This window comes from Streptomyces sp. NPDC055400 (assembly GCF_053644375.1).
On record NZ_JBSHLM010000019.1, the window covers coordinates 152,954 to 168,872 of the forward strand.

Genomic DNA, 15,919 nt, shown 5'->3' on the forward strand with positions numbered 1-15,919 from the left:
CGGTGCACGACAGAGCGCGGGCCCCAGGACCTCACCGGTGGGTCCTGAAACCGACGGGTTCGCCGATTCCTGAAGGCTCCTGAAGGCTGCTGGTTCGGAACCACGCGCCCCAGCTTGACCGGAGGCTATCTCCGTTTTACTGTCGAGTGAGTACGGAGGCAGTCTCCGTTTTACGGAGTCTCCACAACGAGGGAGAACGGGAGGTCGCATGAGCGTCAGTGGACAGCAGGGGCGCAAACCCCGCGCGGACGTACAGCGCAACCGCACCGCTCTCCTGGAGGCGGCGCAGCGTCACTTCCTGCGGTTCGGGGTGGGTACCTCGCTGGAGGCGGTGGCCAAGGAGGCGGGCGTGGGTGCCGGCACCCTGTATCGGCACTTCCCGACGCGGGAAGCACTGCTGGCGGCCGTTCTCCAGACGCGCTCCGAGGAGCTGGTGGCCCGCCAGGCGGACATCGCGAAGCTCGAGGACGCTGCTGAGGCGCTGGAGCAGTGGCTGCGGGCGCTGGAAGACTACTTCAGCGCCTTCAGCGGACTGCCGGAGCCGCTCATGGCTGCGGCCAGGGCACAAGACCCGGACAACCCACTCACCATCCCGTGCGACACCGTGATCACTGCCACCAAGGAGTACGTGCGGGCCGCGCAACTGGCGGGACACGTCCTCGATTCGGTGCAGGGGTACGACCTGTTCCTCTCGGCCTGCTCCGTTGCCTGGCTCAAGGGTGTCGGTGGCACCGACGAGGAGTCGCTGGACCGCGTCCGCGCACTCATCGCCAGCGGTTACCGCAAGCAGGACGCCCAGGCGTAAGCCATGCCGTAACTCACATGCCGTAAGCCATCAAAAGCGCCCGCACCTGGCCGGCCGCCGGAACCCCCGGTCTCGGCGCGATGTGGGTTGCCCTCCGACAGCCCCACGGCACAACCATCACATCGCGCTGCCCTGGGGGCAGTGCGCCCTTTGAAGGAACAAATCATGAAAATTTCTGTCATAGGCGCCGGTGCGATCGGCGGCAACCTCGCCCGCAAGCTCAGCACGGCCGGTCACGACGTCGAGATCGCGGACGCCCGCGGCCCCGAGGCCGTCGCGGCCGACGTGCTGGACAGCGGTGCCCGCGCCGTGGCCCTGGAGGACTCCGTGCAGGGCAAGGACGCCGTCATCCTGGCTATCCCCTTCGGCGTGGCCGGGCAGCTGGCCGACCTGTTCGCCTCCGTCCCCGCCGAGACCGTGGTCATCGACACCGCCAACTACTACCCGGGACTCCTCGTCGATCCGATCGAGGCCGTGGACAACGGCATGGTGGAGAGCGAGTACACCGCCAAGCTGCTCGGCCGCCCCGTGGTCAAGGCGTGGAACGCGGCCCTGGCCGAGACCCAGCGCACCAAGGGCGTTGTGGCGGGTACCCCGGGCCGCATCGCGATCCCGGTCGCCGGCGACTTGGCGGAGGCCAAGCGGGTGGCCATGCGCCTGGTCGACGACACCGGCTTCGACCCCTACGACGCCGGGACGCTGGCCGAGTCCTGGCGCCAGCAGCCGAACGGTCCCGCCTACTGCACCGAGCTCACCCTTCAGGAGCTGCCGGCCGCCCTCGCCGCGGCCGACCGGGTCAAGGACGCGGCCATCCGCGACGGCCTGATGGAGCGCCGCGCCGCCGTCCTCCCGGAGAACCCCACCCTGGAGGACGTCGTCGAGATGAACCGCGCCGCCCACCGGTGACGACGCCTGCCGCCCCCGGCCGCAGCACGTTCCCGGCGTGAGAGGGCCCCGTGCTGCTCCTCGCGCGCCGGGAGCGGCACGGCGGGCCGGGGGCGGCACCTCCGGCCTCTTGTGGCGCACCACCCCACCAGCCCTGACACACCCCAGCTCTCGGCGGCTGCCGCTTCCTGCCGCCGCAGCGGGAGGCGGCGCACCTTCCGCTGCACTTCGTCTCCCCTTGGAGGAGCGGTCATGACCAGCCAACAGATGCTCCTGTGTATGCAGTTCACCAGCGGCTACGGCTCCGAACCCGGCGCCTGGCGCCTGCCGGGGACGAACCTGTCCAGCTACACGGACATGGACCAGTTCGTGCGCTACGCTCAGGCCGCCGAGCGCGGCAAGATCCAACTGCTGTTCTTCGCGGACACCCCGGTCCTGGACGTGGACCTCGAAGACGAGGCCCCGCACTTCCCCGTGGACCCGCTCCTGGTGATGACGTCCATCGCGCGGGAGACCGAGCGGATCGGGCTCGTCGCCACCGCGTCGACCACCTTCAACGAGCCATACAACCTCGCCCGCCAGTTCAAGGCCCTGGACGTGATCAGCCACGGCCGGGCCGGCTGGAACGCGGTCACCACCTCCCAACCCGCCGCCGCGGCGAACTTCGGCCGGCCGGTCCCGCCCCGTACCGAGAAGTACGAGCGCGCCCACGAGGCCGTTCAGATCGTGCAGGCGCTGTGGGGCAGTTGGGAGAAGGACGCCTGGGTCCTGGACGTCGACGGCAAGCGGTTCGCCGACATGGGCAAGATCCAGCCGGTCAACCTGCAGGGCCGCCACGTAGCCGCCCGCGGGCCGCTGCCCGTCCCGCCGTCCGAGCAGGGCCAGCCGGTCATCTTCCAGGCGGGCGGCGGCAGTTACGGCTTGGAACTGGCGGGCCGGTACGCCGACGGCGTTTACGCCAACCCGTACACCATCGCCGACGGGCAGGCCCAGCGCCAGGCCCTGCGGGATGCCGCCAAGCGCGCCGGACGCGACCCGGACGAGATCAAGATGTTCGCCGGATTCATGCCGACGATCGCCCTCTCCCGCGCCGCCGCCCTTCAGCGGCGCCGTTTCCTGGACGAATCCGTCGACCTGCGCCAGAGGGTGCGCTACCTCGGCGCGATGATCGGTCTGCCGCTCTCCTACGACCAGATCGACGAGCCCCTGACCGCGGACCAGCTCGCCGATGCCGTCCCCAGTGCGCACGATCCGCGCTCCGCCCGCGCCCTTGAGGTGGCCAAGGAGGGCTGGAGCCTGCGCGACGTGCTCGCCCACGGCGTCATCGACTACCACCCGGTCGTGGCCGGCACCGCCACCGACGTCGCCGACCACATGCAGCAGTGGTTCGAGGCCGGAGCCTGCGACGGCTTCTCGCTGGCCATCGACGGCTACCACGACGGCATCGACGCCTTCGTCGACCACGTCGTCCCCCTCCTCCAAGGCCGCGGCCTCTTCCACCGCGACTACGAAGGCCCCACCCTGCGCGACCACCTCGGCGCCCGCGCCCAGTACGGGCTCGACCCACGCGTCACAGAATCGATCCGGCCATGACCACCGCCCCGATACCCACCCCCTCCTCCGCCCGCCAGACGTTCCGCGACGCCATGGCCACCGTCGCCTCCCCGGTCGCCGTGGTCACCGCACTCGACGGCCACCGCCCGCACGGCACCACGGTCAGCGCCTTCGCCTCCCTGTCCCTGACGCCCCCGATGGTGCTGGTGTCCCTGGCCAACGAGTCGCAACTGCTGGCGATCACCCGCCGCACCGGCCGCTTCGGCCTCAACGTACTTGGCACCCACCAAGCCCAACTCGCCACGGCCTTCGCGCGCTCGGGCACGGACAAGTTCGACGGCGTCCCCTGGACGGCGAGCGAAGAACTGCCCCGCCTGCCCGGCTCGGCGGCCTGGATCGCCGCCGAGGTCGACGCGCTCGTCCCCGCGGGGGACCACACCGTCCTGCTCGCCCACGCCACCGCCGCACAGCCCGGCGAGGCGAGTCCCCTCACCTACCACGGGTGCTCCTACGGCACTCACACGCCGCTGCCCGCCTGACCACACATCGCGGGCGGGGCCCTCCCGCGCTCCACGAGCCGACCCGTCGAGCGGGCGGCAGCAAGGACCAACACCCATGAAGCTCTCCCTCGTCGAACTGGCCACCGTCGCCCCAGGCAGCGACAAACAGCAGGCCCTGAAGGACGCGGTCGACGCCGCCCGCCAGGCCGAGGACCTCGGCTACCAGCGCATCTGGTACGCCGAGCACCACGACTCCGCCAGCACCGCCTCCACCTCCCCGGAGGTCCTCATCGCCCTGGCCGCCCACACCACCTCACGTATCCGGGTGGGCTCGGGTGCGGTGCTGCTCAACCACTACAGCCCCTACAAGGTCGCGGAGACCTTCCTCCAGCTCGAAGCCCTCGCACCGGGCCGCATCGACCTCGGCCTCGGCCGGGCCACCGCCGGCCCCCTCGTCGACCTCGCCCTGCGCCGCGACCGCAACAGCCCGCCCGTCGACGACTTCGCCCTCCAAGTCCGGGAAATCCTCGCGTACTTCGATCGTGGCTTCGCCGCTTCAGACGCGTTCGCGCGCCTCGATCCGACCGCCGGCATTCCCTCCCGGCCCCAGGTGTGGATCCTCGGCTCCTCCGGCACCAGCACCCAACTGGCCGCCGAGCTCGGTCTCGGATACGCCTTCGCGGGCTTCATCAACCCCGACGGAGCCGCCCGCTCCCTGCTCCGCCATGGCGCGCACGCCCGGCCCGCGCGCCACGGGCCACAGGGGCCGGGCGGAGTCCTGTCCGTCAGCGTCGTGGTCGCGGACAGCGACGCGGAGGCGCAGCGGCTGAACTGGTCCAGGACGGCCCTGATGGCCCGCCTGGCGCGCACCGGCCCCGCCGCGCACGTGCCGACCGTCGATGAGGCCGCGCGCGAACTCACCCAGGCGCAGAAGGAGATCCCCACGGTCATCACGGACGGCCACTGGCCGCGCCAGATCGCCGGCAGCCCCGCCACCGTCCGGGACCAGCTCGAGCAAATGGCCAAGGCCACCGGCGTCGAGGAAGTCATGGTCCAGGACATCATCGCGGCCCCCGACGCAAGAGCGCACTCCCGTGCCCTGCTGGCCCAGGCCCTGAATGTCACCCCCGCCGCACCGGCCAGGGCATCGGACTGAACCGTCCGCGGCTCAGCGACACCGCCCAGCGTCCACGCCACAGCAACCACATCGGCCCCAGTCGACCTCCCGGAGCCGCTAACAGCCCAGTCACCAAGCCACGAGACCCGTGCCAGAACGGACGGGGAGTCAGGGGGGAATCGAGGTGCGCCAGGGTGCATACGTCCCCACCCTGCCCAAGTCGGGGATTCCCAGGTCACGCCTGCGATCCCCCAACCTCGCTCCTAAGACGGGTGTCGACCGCTTGCCTGTGCTGGGACAGTGCGCCGGCCGGGTCACCGGTAGCTCGCACCATGAGGGTGCCCGCTACTTCCCAATACCGATGACAAGACCGATCATGAGGTTCGTGGTCTAAAACTGACGATCACTCACGACTGGGAGCAAAACGAAGAGGCTCAGGCAGCCTGACGCTCAGTACCGACAGACCCGGCGCACAGAGAGTTCCCGGCGCGGGCATCGGCGCCGAAGCCGTGTCGCGAAGTCCCCCGGCTGACCCCACTTCGCCTCGCAGACCGGCATCCTCGGGTCCGTAGCCGCTCCATCTCACTCGCCCCCGCTCCAAAAGCGGTGGCTGGCGCCACTTCCGGCCTTCACGGCCGAGCGCTCTCTCGGCCGCGCCGATTCCCGGCTCCGCCGCAGCCGTGTGTCACACAGGCAACACCCCTGCAGTCAAGCCAACCTCGGATGGCAACCACGCGTCTACCGCCGATACACACCGAGCGACCGGTCCGCTATGAATTGCGTGGCTATTTTCGGTTCACCCGCATTGATACGGGCACTTGGTAGTGAACTCGGGGCCGAACACTCTGGAGGTACGGCATGGCGGTACGGCATCGTCTGATCAAGGTGACTCCGCAGACTGTGTGGTCCGTCCTCGCGGACGGCAGCCGATACGCGGAGTGGGTAGTGGGAACGTCGGCCTCAGAGCCGGTGCGGGGGCAGTGGCCACAGGTCGACTCGGCGATCAGCTACGACGTTCGTGTAGGCCCTCTGCGGCTCACCAACGAGACGGTTGTCCGACAGTGTGAGGAGGGCTCCGCTCTCGGGTTGGAGGCGCAAGCCGGCGCGCTGGGGACAGCGCGGATCGCAATCGAGCTCCGTCCCTGGGGAAAGTACTGCTTGGTCATCGTGGACGAGCACCCGCTGCAGGGAGCTAGCGGACTACTCCACAACGTAGCGGTGGAGGCGCTGATCCAACTACGGCATCGCGCGATGCTGGCCCGCCTTGCTCGGGTCTGCGAGGAGCAGCCCCAGGCCGAACAGCTGGAAGGCCTCCACAAGGGCCACAGGGCGGTAGCTCACGGCGCTGGCGGCGGCCATGCCTGACGCGGTGGTGATCGGAGCCGGCCCCAACGGGCTGGTGGCGGCCAACCTGCTGGCCGACGAGGGATGGAGCGTGGAGGTACTCGAGGAGCAGGCCGAGCCCGGTGGCGCGGTCCGCCACAACAGGGAGGTCGACACCGATTTCGTCAATGACCTCTTCAGCTCCTTCTACCCGCTGGCACGACTTGGTCTCGAGGACCACGGTCTGCGCTGGAGCCACGCACCATGCGTGCTGGCCCACCCGCTTAGTGACGGCAGGTGTGCCGTGCTGGCCCGCGGGATCGACGCCACCGCCGACTCCCTCGACGCCTTTCACCCGGGCGACGGGGACGCCTGGCGATCTCTGCACGAGATGTGGGAACGCCTTGGCCCCGACATTCTGGACGCTCTGTTCACCCCCTTCCCTCCGCTGCGCGCTACGGCCCGACTCGGCGTAAGGCTGAAGGCAGCCGGCGGCTTGTGGATGGCCCGCACCTGATCCTGCCGGTGCGCCGCATGGGGAACGAAGATTTTCAGGGGGAAGGCGGCAAACTGTTGCTGGCCGGGAACGCGTTGCATGCCGACCTCCCACCGGAAGCAGCGGGCAGCGGAGGCTTCGGCTGGCTGATGTCCATGCTCGGACAGACTTATGGATTCCCGGTGCCGGCCGGCGGTGCCGGGGTCCTGACGGCGGCTCTCGTCCGCCGGCTTCGCAAACGTGGCGGCATTCTCCGCTGCGAGCAACCAGTCCGCAGCATCATCGTGCGTGATGGGCGGGCCGCCGGTGTGCTCACCGCCGGCGGAGAGACGGTGACCGCGCGACGCGCCGTCCTGGCAGACGTGTCCGCGCCCGCCCTGTACGGCGAACTCGTCTCAGCGGAGCACCTCCCCTCCCAGCTCATAGACGACCTGAGGCGATTTCAGTGGGACTTGGCCACTTTCAAGGTCGACTGGGCATGCGACGGGCCCGTGCCCTGGCAGGCCGAAGCAGCGGCACAAGCCGGAACCGTGCATGTGGCCGACGGTATGGACGAACTCACCCGCTTCGCAGCCCAGATCACCATGGGCCAGGTACCCGACCGCACCTTTGCCCTGTTCGGCCAGATGACGACGGCGGACCCGTCGCGATCGCCCCAAGGGACCGAAGCCGCATGGGCGTACACGCACGTCCCGCAGGTCATCAAGTCCGACGCGGGCGACGAGGGCCTGACGGGTACCTGGAGCACCAAGGAGCAAGAGATCATGGCCGACCGGCTCGAACGTCAGGTCGAGCGATTCGCGTCCGGCTTCCGCTCCCTCATACGTGCCCGCCGCGTCCTGGCCCCGCCCACGCTCCAGTCTCTCGACAGTAATCTGCACGGAGGCGCCATCAATGGCGGCACCGCGGCAATCCACCAGCAGCTCGTCTTCCGCCCAGTTCCAGAAACGGGACGCCCCGAGACCCCCATACGCGGTCTCTACCTCGCCGCAGCTTCCGCCCACCCCGGCGGAGGGGTCCATGGAGCCCCCGGAGCCAATGCCGCCCGCGCGGCCCTGCGCCGGCTCCCCGGCCTCACCCGCGCACAACGCGTCCTGACCCACCGGGACCGCACGGGAAGTAGACCACCGCTCGCCCACTGAGGGCCGGGCCGGGGGAACACAGAGAGCGTCCGCCATGGATGACAGCCCCCTCAAAGACCGCACCGTGGTGGTGACAGGAGCAGCACACGGCATCGGAGCGGCGCTGGCGAACACACTCGCCCTGCGAGGGGCTCGGCCGGCCCCGCTTGACCACGACGAACAGGCGCTTCAGGGGGCCATAGCGGTCCTGCTTCACCGGATCCGTGCACCGAGACGGGTGAGTGTGGCCGATAGGGGCACATGGACGCAGGGCTGGTTCTCACAAGTGCGACTTACATAAGGCGGGGCAGGAATGGACGGGGTGTGCATGCGGGTGCCGATGCGTCTGCTCGACGGTGTGGCGTCGTGGCGCGAGTTGGATGTCGAATGCGGCTACCAGCCCGAGGACCCGTACGCGCTCCGGCTGGATTTCGGAGCGGCAGAGCTGGGAGCGGTGTGGCTCCTGTCCCGCGAGACCCTGGCGGCCGGGCTGCGCGGGCCCGCCGGAGACGGCGATGTCCACATCGCACCGGGTGACGGCGGCGATGTGTTCATCGCGCTCGGCGGGGGCGCGGGGGTGGCGCTGCTGACCACGCCCGCCGGCGCCCTGGCCCGGTTCCTGTCCATGACCCACGAGTTGGTGCCCGCGGGCACGGAGGCGTCCCGCATCGACTGGGACAGGTGCATCCAGGAGTTCCTGTCGATCTGAGCGGTGACGCTGTCGCAGCCTGCTTCGCCGACGGCCGCCCGATGCCCCGCCAGCGGCTCGTCCAAGGTGAGCATCCACGAAGGCACTGGATTCACCGCCGCCGTAGACATGGACGTACGTCGTCTCACGCGAGCCGGTGCCACACACGCTCTGATCAGCTGTTCGTTGACCCCAAGGAGACACTCCGTGCCCGCTCGGACGCACGCACCCGTCACTTCGGGCGCCCGCGCTCCCCCGGGGTGGTCTGGCAGCAGCCGGGAGAGGCCGGAAGCCTGTAGCCGGGAGCATCGCCAAGTCCTCCTCGCCGTCGGCGCGATTCCTGTCGCAGGCGGCACACTCGCCGAGGGACACTGGGTCAAGCGGGAGCCGAGGGCATCCGCGCGCGATGGGGCAGCTGGAAACCCGCAACCGGCAGGTGACTTCTCCGGCCGCGCCACTGGCGAAGGAAGTGTGCTTCCGTGGCCGGAGAACGGATCGGTACTCACGTAAAAAGGCTGAGCCGACAGGTCGGGGAAACCGCCGGGAGCGTGTGGCGTGCCGGTCGAGACGTCGAACTGCTGCACCGCGCGCTGGCGTTCGCCACCCTGTTCTTCGTCACCCTGGTGCCTCTACTGGTCGTGATCGCGGCGGCCTTGCCTACCCGTGGAAACGGCATCGCGGATTGGATCGCCGACGGTCTGGCGGTGTCCGGTAGCTCGGCCCACGCCGTGGACGAGCTGTTCGCCTCCCGTCGCGCCGTCCTGAGCACCACCACCGCGCTGGGCCTGGTCGGCCTCGCCGTGTTCGGGATCTCCCTGATGGCCGCAGTCCAAACCGCCTACGAGCGGATCTGGCACCTGCCGCCAGGCGCCTGGCACACCCTGTGGCGCCAAGTTCTCGGCCTGGCCGGGCTGATCGCCCTGATCCTCCTCAGTACATGGCGTGGCCTGCCCTGGCCCAACGCCGCTGCATCGACAGCTCCTCGCATCACGGTGGGCGCGTGCGGCGGCGTGCTCTACTTCTGGTGGCTGCAACACCTCCTCCTCGGATCACGCGTCCCATGGCTGCGCCTGCTGCCTGGCGCGTTGGCGACCGTGGCCGCCTTCGCCGGCCTCCGGCTCTTCTCCGAACTGGTTTTCGGTCCACTCATCGTGTCCAACGCGGTCTCCTACGGGGCAGTCGGCACCATCCTGGTGGTGCAGTCCTGGCTCATCGGCGTCGGCTACACCGTGTACGGCGGCGCGCTTGTCGGTCGTCTCGGCCAAGCACGTCATCACCCTGTCCTCCGCCACGGCCCGTGAGCTCCGGCGCCAAAGCCGCAACGGCCCAGTGGTCACCCACGAGCGGTCGGCGCCACCACGCAGCTGCGCCGCTGCATCGCAGCGGGGGCGCACGACAGGGAGCTGTCAGGCGATTCGTTGTCTGAGTCCGCGATCCACACGATGCGAGCATCGGCGTCCAGGCTGGGCTCGGGGACGTCCCGGTGAAGAAGTTGGTCGCCTCGACACAGTGCTACTTGAGCCCACCACTGCTGCGCGTTGCCTGCGGGCTAGGTGGATCGGACGCGGGCGGCGGCCATAGGGAGTGAAGATGACCGCGCCCCAGGTCAGGATCCCAACGGGTCTCGTGAGCTCTCACACCGCCCTGCCCTGCGCCTGCCGAGTGCGACCTTCGCAGCGACGGCGGCGCCGACACCGCATGCCACGGCGGACGCGACGGTTGCCGGATGACGGGCCAGTGCAGCCTCGAAGGAGCTCTTATGCGCGGCGTCGTCGAAGATGCCGTGGGCAGTCAGGAGGCAGCCGGTGCTTTCGGCGGCCTCGCGCAGACTACGGCGATCGACGAGCTTGACGGAAAAGAGGTCGATCACGTAGATGCTTGACAGCCCGATCACCTGGCCTTCGGGGCGGCCACGTCGGCAGTGAGGAATGAGGACCTCGCCGCCCGCGTGCCGCACCTCGTCCGCCGCGCCGGTCAAGCCGGCCCTGCCCAGGCAACGAGAGCGACCTGGTCGGCGCTCGCTCCGGTCACGACGACGGTCCTTGGGCGCCAGATCATGACTCGTCGGTCCTGACGTTGTCGTGTTCGAGCCGCTCCAAACGGTCCATGGCGGCCGAGTACCCGACCGCCACGGCACGTAACGCCGCTCTTTCGTGCCGGGGCCGGAGTACCCAGGGGCCTCCGACTCCCCGAGCCGTGGCGCCACCTTTGCGCCTGATCAGATCCTGGGCGCTCGCCCGCGCTGGGCGAGCTGGCGATCCAGTTCGGTGCGGATGTCGGCGCACAATACGCCCGAGCGGCCCCACTCGACCAGCAGCTCGGCAACGTGACGGAGCTTGATGTCTGTGCGCATGGACGTCTCCCGCAGGACGTCCCAGGCCTCCGCCGACGTCATCCGCCCTACGGCGATGAGCACGCCGGCCGCTTGGTCGACCACCACGTCGAAGACCCCCGGCTGCGGCTGACAGGCTCCGCCATCCCGGTCCGGCACGGGTTCCTCAGGACCTTCGGCCGCAGGCTCATCGCTTCGCTGCTCATGGGGGTGTGGCCTCAACGGTGCCTCCAGGACAATCGGCGACAAATGTAGCGACTACTCTCCCTGTCCCTGGGTGACGCGACAATCCGCCGAGAGGCGTACGACTTTCCCCTGGGCGTGGTCCGTGCCCAGAAGAGCGGCTCCTGACCGCCAACAGATTCGAGGGTTGCGGAAGCATCGGGCAACTCGTCACGGCCGTCTCCGCCGCTACGCGGGTAGCCCAACGCTGGGGCGCCGCGGCGCCGTTGACCTACGCAACAACCGTGGTACGTAACGCGCCGAACCGCCTTGATGTCATGCAGACCGTGGACGCCCGCACGGGCATCCGGATCCGGACGTTGCCCGGCGAAGTTGAAGCCGAGCTGACCTTCCTGGGAGCGCCACGGTGGATGGGGTGGCGAGCCGGCCCACTGGCGATGCTGGACATCGGCGGCGGCTCACTGGAAGTGGCGTTCGGGCGCGGCAGGCTGCCCGATTTCGCGGCTTCGTTACCTCTCGACGCCAACCGGCTCACGCGGGAGTTCCTCAGCGAAGAGCAGCCGCCCTGCGCGGAGAGCGTCAAGGCGCTGCGTCGCAGGATTCGCCATCAGCTCCGGGACGCGGCGTGGCGGATCCGCTGGGAGGGGCCCCGCACCACCGTGGCCACGTCACGGACGTTCGAGCAGCTGGGCCGCTTGTGCGGTGCGCCCCCTGGCCGACAGGGCCCCTCTCGTCCCACGCCACTTGGCACGAAAGGACCTGCGGCGGGCAGTCGATCGCCTCGCCGTCCTGCCGCCACCCGAGCGTGCTCAGCTGGCCGGGATCTCCGCACCGCGTGCGGAGCAGAGCCTGGCCGGAGCCCTCGTGGGTCACACGGCGATGAAGCTCATGGGCATCACCGAGGTCACCATGTGCCCCTGGGCCATTCGTGAGGGAATCCTGCTGCGTCTCATAGAGGAGGGCAACGCGTGGTGGTCCGACCTGGCCAAGTCCCGCGACGCGGGTGCCGCTCCCGCCGGCCCCACGCCCTTGCGGATCGCAGACCCCTCACGCTGACGCCACCCCTGCCGCACACATGCGCCCGGTGCCGCCCGCCCCTAGAGTGACGATCGAGCGCCGGAACGTCGCCGTCCGTGGGTATGCAGGGACGCAATGGGCGCAGGGAAGTCTCCTCGTCCGCCGCCGGGCCATTCGGGTGAGGAATCCATTCACTCCCTGAGGAGTCCTCATGACGGAATTCGGCTATTTCCTGTCGTGCGAAGAGCACACACCGAGCGAACTGGTGGAACAGGCCAGGATGGCGGAACAGGCCGGATTCACCTCGCTGTGGATCTCCGACCACTACCATCCGTGGAACGGCGACCAGGGGCAGAGCCCGTTCGTCTGGTCAGTGATCGGCGCACTCTCCCAAGCCGTGTCACTTCCCGTGGAGACCGCCGTGACCTGCCCCATCATGCGGATGCACCCGGCCGTGGTCGCTCAGGCGGCCGCTACGAGTGCCGTCCAGCTCGGCGGCCGGTTCCGGCTGGGCATCGGCACCGGGGAAGCTCTCAACGAGCACATTCTGGGCGATGCCTGGCCCGAGGCACCTGTCCGGCTGGAGATGCTGGAAGAGGCGGTCCAGGTGATGCGGCGCCTGTTCACCGGCGACCAGATCAGCCATCGCGGCAAGTACTACACCGTGGAGAACGCCCGGCTCTTCACCGTCCCCGACGAGCCTGTGCCCATCGATGTCTCCGCCTTCGGCCCGCAGGCCGCCGAAGTGGCCGGCCGGATCGGGGACGGCCTCATCACCATGTCCCCCGACACCGCCGCCATCGAACGGTTCCGCCGCAGTGGTGGCGGAACCAAACCGGTGGCCGCGGGTCTCAAGGTCTGCTGGAACACGGACACGGCAGAAGCCGTCCGCACCGCTCACCGCCTGTGGGCGAACGCGCACTTGCCCGGCGAACTCGCCCAGATGCTGCCCACTCCGCGCCACTTCGAGCAGGCATCAGAACTCGTCACGCCCGAACGTGTACAGGCGAACCTGACCTGTGGCGACGACGTCGACGCCCACGTGGCGGCGGTGAAGAAGTACGTCGACGCAGGCTTCGACACCGTCTACATCAACCAGATCGGCAAGAACCAGCAAGGTTTCTTCGACTTCTACCGCACCAAGGTGCTGTCGCAGCTCGGGACCTGAATCACCTGACGCGGACCGCGGGGGCTGGGAGAGGTGCCGCCGCAGCATGCAAGGGGAAAGGCATGAGGAGGACCGCGGTCGTCGTCATCGACATGATCAACACATACGGACACGATGACGCCCACCTGCTGCTGCCCACCGCGGAGGCCGCGCTCCCGGCCATCGTGCGACTGCTCGAACGTGCCCGCGGGAGCGCCGTTCCGGTCATCTACGCGAACGACAATTTCGGACAGTGGAGATCCCATCACGGCGAGCTCCTGGAGACAGCCCTCTCGGGCCCGCACGCGGACCTCGTCCGCCACCTCAGCCCAGACCCTCTTCGTCGTCAAGGCACGGCATTCCATCCTCTTCGAGACGCCGCTCAGCTATCTCCTTCGACAGCAAGGAATCGAGCGTGTCGTGCTGTGCGGCCAGGTCACGGAGCAGTGCATTCTCTATTCGGCACTGGACACCCACATCCGTCACCTCGAGGTGATGGTGCCCCGCGACGCGGTCGCCCACATCCATGAGGATCTGGCGGATGCCGCTCTGCAGATGATGGAGCGGAACATGGGCGCCGACATTCGTGGTCGTCGATCAGATCAGGTTCTGATCCGGGTTTCGCTACGCCGGCGAAGGTTCGTCGCAGCTCACTGAACTCGGAAAGGCTCAGCCGACTGGTGGCGGAAGGTCAGGCGGTGTCATGCGGCGCCGCTCCCCCAGGGCGGATCGTTCCGCCCGCTGGGTCCAGCGCTCCGTCGAAGAGGAGGGTCTCGATCCATACGTGGTCGTGGAACCACTCCAGATGGCGCGTATTGGGCACGGTGGCAGCCGGGTGGACGTGGACGTGGGGAGCGCAATGACCCGAGATCCCGAGTGGTTGTTGCCGATCATCCCGCCAACGAGCAGTGGCTGTGGGTCGAGGGTTTCGCCCCGAACTTCGGCTGATACCCGGACAGTTGTAGGTTCAACTCCCCAGGCAAAATGCCCGGCTCCACCACGCACGTGCGCCTGGCCACGACGGATACCAGCTTGTCGCAGTACTTGGTCCAGTTGATGACGACAGCGGCGTTGGTGCACTGGCCTGCAAGACTCGTTCGGCCGCCACGGGACAGCACCGGCGCATCGAATTCGACACACGGCGATCGCCTCTGCACCTGCATCGGCGGTCCGCGGCACCACCACGCCGAGCGGCACCTGACGGTAGTTCGAGCCGTCCGTCGCGTAAGCGCCCGGGCTGCCGGCATCGAAGCGGACTTCACCATCCACCCGCCGTGACAGCTCACACCGCAGCGCCGAGACGTCGACCACTGGGCCCGCCGCCGTTACACCGGGGCCCTCGCCGGACTGGCTTCGTTCACGTTCGGCAGCAGCGTTTGTCGATGAGTTTCAGCAGCAGCCGGCGATCAGCGCGCTCGCAGATGTTCACGAGAAATGACGGCGCTGTGAACAGTGAGGTCGTTCCCACCCGATCACGGGGTTGATCATCGCCTCTGGGGCATCAGTAGTCTCGGGCCATGCCTGAGATACCTGTGGCGCACTTCTATGACGAACTGGCCGACGACTACCACCTGATCTACTCAGACTGGGACGCGAGCACCCGCCGGCAAGGGGAGGCCCTGGACGCCCTGATCGGCCTGGATCGCGCGACGGTGCTCGACTGCTCCTGCGGCATCGGCACGCAGGCCATCGGCTTGGCGCTGCGCGGGCACCGTGTCACCGGGACCGACCTCAGCCCCCGCGCCGCCGCCCGCGCCGCCCGCGAGGCCACCCGCCGGAACCTGAGTCTGCGCACGGCAGCTGCCGACATGCGACGCCTCCCGTTTCCCGACGGCCGGTTCGACGCCGTCGTCTGCGCCGACAACTCGCTGCCTCACCTGCTGACAGAGCAGGATGTGCACGCCGCCCTCGCCGAGATGCGCCGCGTGCTGCGCCCCACCGGCCGCCTGCTGCTCAGCACGCGCCCCTACGACGATCTGCTGCGCGACCGCCCTGCTTCCACGCCGCCACAAGTCCACCGGAACACCAACGGCGCCAGCGGCGAAGAGCGGACGGTCACCTTCCAGCTCTGGCACTGGCACGACGACGGCGAGCACTACGACTTGGAGCACTTCCAACTCCTCCCGGCAGGTGGAGAATGGCGCGTCCAGGTCCGCCGGACCACCTACTGGGCGCTTGGCCGGGACCGGCTGGCCGCCCTCGCAGCCGAGGCCGGGTTTGTCGACCCCGAGTGGCGGCTGCCCCAAGAGACGGGCTTCTTCCAGCCGCTACTTGTGGCCCGCGCCGGCGAATAGGTGCATCCTCGGCCCGGCGACCTTCCATTCATGCCTGCTGCGACCCGGTCCTTCCACCAAGAACACCCCGATGCCGCCCTGGCAAGCCCCCCACTGACTTCAAAACTCGTGAACCTCACCAAACCGTGGATCCGGGTGACTCCCAAAGCCGTGCACGACTGCCTTCACGACTCGTGAATAAGGCCACCGGACGACGCGCCGCCTTCCAAGGCCATCTGCGGCCTCCCTTCCTCATAGCCCGAGAGCCCGTGCTGGGTCTGTCGTTCGGCGATCCAGTACCCAGAGCCGCGGCGTTGAGGTCTCGTCTTCAACACTTCGTCCTCGTCGTCCTCGCCTCGTCTCCGTACGGGGTGCCAAGATCCAGGCACGAGTTCCCAGCACACGCTCCGACTAACGGACACGGACGGTAACGCACGGAGTCAGTCCCCGAGTCTGCACACGTGAATGGGCCCCCACC

Annotated in this window: 12 protein-coding genes and 5 pseudogenes; 13 read left to right on the forward strand and 4 right to left on the reverse strand. The window is 68.8% G+C overall.

All coding sequences use genetic code 11. The features are described 5' to 3' along the window. Positions 1-208: 208 nt before the first annotated feature. The 9 genes and pseudogenes from ACWIGU_RS38545 (at position 209) to ACWIGU_RS38585 (ending at position 9,790) form a co-directional block, all read left to right on the forward strand. A complete protein-coding gene (locus tag ACWIGU_RS38545; RefSeq protein ID WP_454406384.1) occupies positions 209-805 on the forward strand; it encodes a TetR/AcrR family transcriptional regulator in 597 nt (198 codons plus the stop codon). Positions 806-970: 165 nt separating this feature from the next. Next, on the forward strand, positions 971-1,711 hold the full coding sequence (locus ACWIGU_RS38550; protein WP_454406386.1) for an NADPH-dependent F420 reductase: 741 nt from the start codon (positions 971-973) through the stop codon (positions 1,709-1,711). 231 nt (positions 1,712-1,942) lie between these two features. Next, positions 1,943-3,283: an NtaA/DmoA family FMN-dependent monooxygenase gene (locus tag ACWIGU_RS38555; protein ID WP_454406388.1), complete on the forward strand. Its 1,341-nt coding sequence runs from the start codon at positions 1,943-1,945 to the stop codon at positions 3,281-3,283. Then, positions 3,280-3,783 (forward strand): flavin reductase family protein, encoded by a 504-nt coding sequence (locus ACWIGU_RS38560; protein ID WP_454406390.1) that lies wholly within the window; start codon positions 3,280-3,282, stop codon positions 3,781-3,783. The genes ACWIGU_RS38555 and ACWIGU_RS38560 overlap by 4 nt, the downstream gene beginning before the upstream one ends. A gap of 76 nt (positions 3,784-3,859) precedes the next feature. Beyond that, positions 3,860-4,900: an MsnO8 family LLM class oxidoreductase gene (locus tag ACWIGU_RS38565; RefSeq protein ID WP_454406391.1), complete on the forward strand. Its 1,041-nt coding sequence runs from the start codon at positions 3,860-3,862 to the stop codon at positions 4,898-4,900. A gap of 819 nt (positions 4,901-5,719) precedes the next feature. Further along, a complete protein-coding gene (locus ACWIGU_RS38570; protein WP_454406393.1) occupies positions 5,720-6,226 on the forward strand; it encodes an SRPBCC family protein in 507 nt (168 codons plus the stop codon). Beyond that, positions 6,219-7,822 (forward strand): annotated as a pseudogene (locus ACWIGU_RS38575) (phytoene desaturase family protein). Before ACWIGU_RS38570 ends, ACWIGU_RS38575 begins: the two are co-directional and overlap by 8 nt. Before the next feature lie 292 nt (positions 7,823-8,114). After that, complete coding sequence (locus ACWIGU_RS38580; RefSeq protein ID WP_454406395.1) at positions 8,115-8,510, forward strand: SsgA family sporulation/cell division regulator; 396 nt, start codon at positions 8,115-8,117, stop codon at positions 8,508-8,510. Between the two features lie 458 nt (positions 8,511-8,968). Continuing rightward, positions 8,969-9,790 carry a YhjD/YihY/BrkB family envelope integrity protein gene (locus tag ACWIGU_RS38585; protein WP_454406397.1) on the forward strand — a complete coding sequence of 274 codons (822 nt, stop codon included), beginning with the start codon at positions 8,969-8,971 and terminating at the stop codon, positions 9,788-9,790. 305 nt (positions 9,791-10,095) lie between these two features. Here ACWIGU_RS38585 and ACWIGU_RS38590 read toward each other — a convergent pair whose 3' ends face one another. Next, positions 10,096-10,467: a hypothetical protein gene (locus tag ACWIGU_RS38590; RefSeq protein WP_454406547.1), complete on the reverse strand. Its 372-nt coding sequence runs from the start codon at positions 10,465-10,467 to the stop codon at positions 10,096-10,098. A gap of 240 nt (positions 10,468-10,707) precedes the next feature. Further along, entirely contained in the window at positions 10,708-10,980 is a 273-nt protein-coding gene (locus tag ACWIGU_RS38595) for an ANTAR domain-containing protein (RefSeq protein WP_454406399.1), read from the reverse strand. Between the two features lie 146 nt (positions 10,981-11,126). Between ACWIGU_RS38595 and ACWIGU_RS38600 the strand changes: the two are divergent. The 3 genes and pseudogenes from ACWIGU_RS38600 to ACWIGU_RS38610 all read left to right on the forward strand — a co-directional run. Beyond that, positions 11,127-12,060 (forward strand): annotated as a pseudogene (locus ACWIGU_RS38600) (Ppx/GppA phosphatase family protein); the annotation flags it as partial. Between the two features lie 172 nt (positions 12,061-12,232). Then, positions 12,233-13,189 (forward strand): LLM class F420-dependent oxidoreductase, encoded by a 957-nt coding sequence (locus tag ACWIGU_RS38605; RefSeq protein WP_454406401.1) that lies wholly within the window; start codon positions 12,233-12,235, stop codon positions 13,187-13,189. A gap of 62 nt (positions 13,190-13,251) precedes the next feature. Beyond that, a pseudogene (locus ACWIGU_RS38610) lies at positions 13,252-13,825 on the forward strand (isochorismatase family cysteine hydrolase). Here the strand turns inward: ACWIGU_RS38610 and ACWIGU_RS38615 are convergent. Both ACWIGU_RS38615 and ACWIGU_RS38620 read right to left on the reverse strand, forming a co-directional pair. Then, positions 13,819-14,045: pseudogene (locus ACWIGU_RS38615) on the reverse strand (enolase C-terminal domain-like protein); the annotation flags it as partial. The pseudogenes ACWIGU_RS38610 and ACWIGU_RS38615 sit on opposite strands and share 7 nt — an antisense overlap. Next, positions 14,036-14,479 (reverse strand): annotated as a pseudogene (locus ACWIGU_RS38620) (FAD-binding oxidoreductase); the annotation flags it as partial. The pseudogenes ACWIGU_RS38620 and ACWIGU_RS38615, both read right to left, overlap by 10 nt. Before the next feature lie 206 nt (positions 14,480-14,685). Between ACWIGU_RS38620 and ACWIGU_RS38625 the strand changes: the two are divergent. Further along, on the forward strand, positions 14,686-15,462 hold the full coding sequence (locus ACWIGU_RS38625) for a class I SAM-dependent methyltransferase (RefSeq protein WP_454406403.1): 777 nt from the start codon (positions 14,686-14,688) through the stop codon (positions 15,460-15,462). Positions 15,463-15,919: the final 457 nt, after the last annotated feature.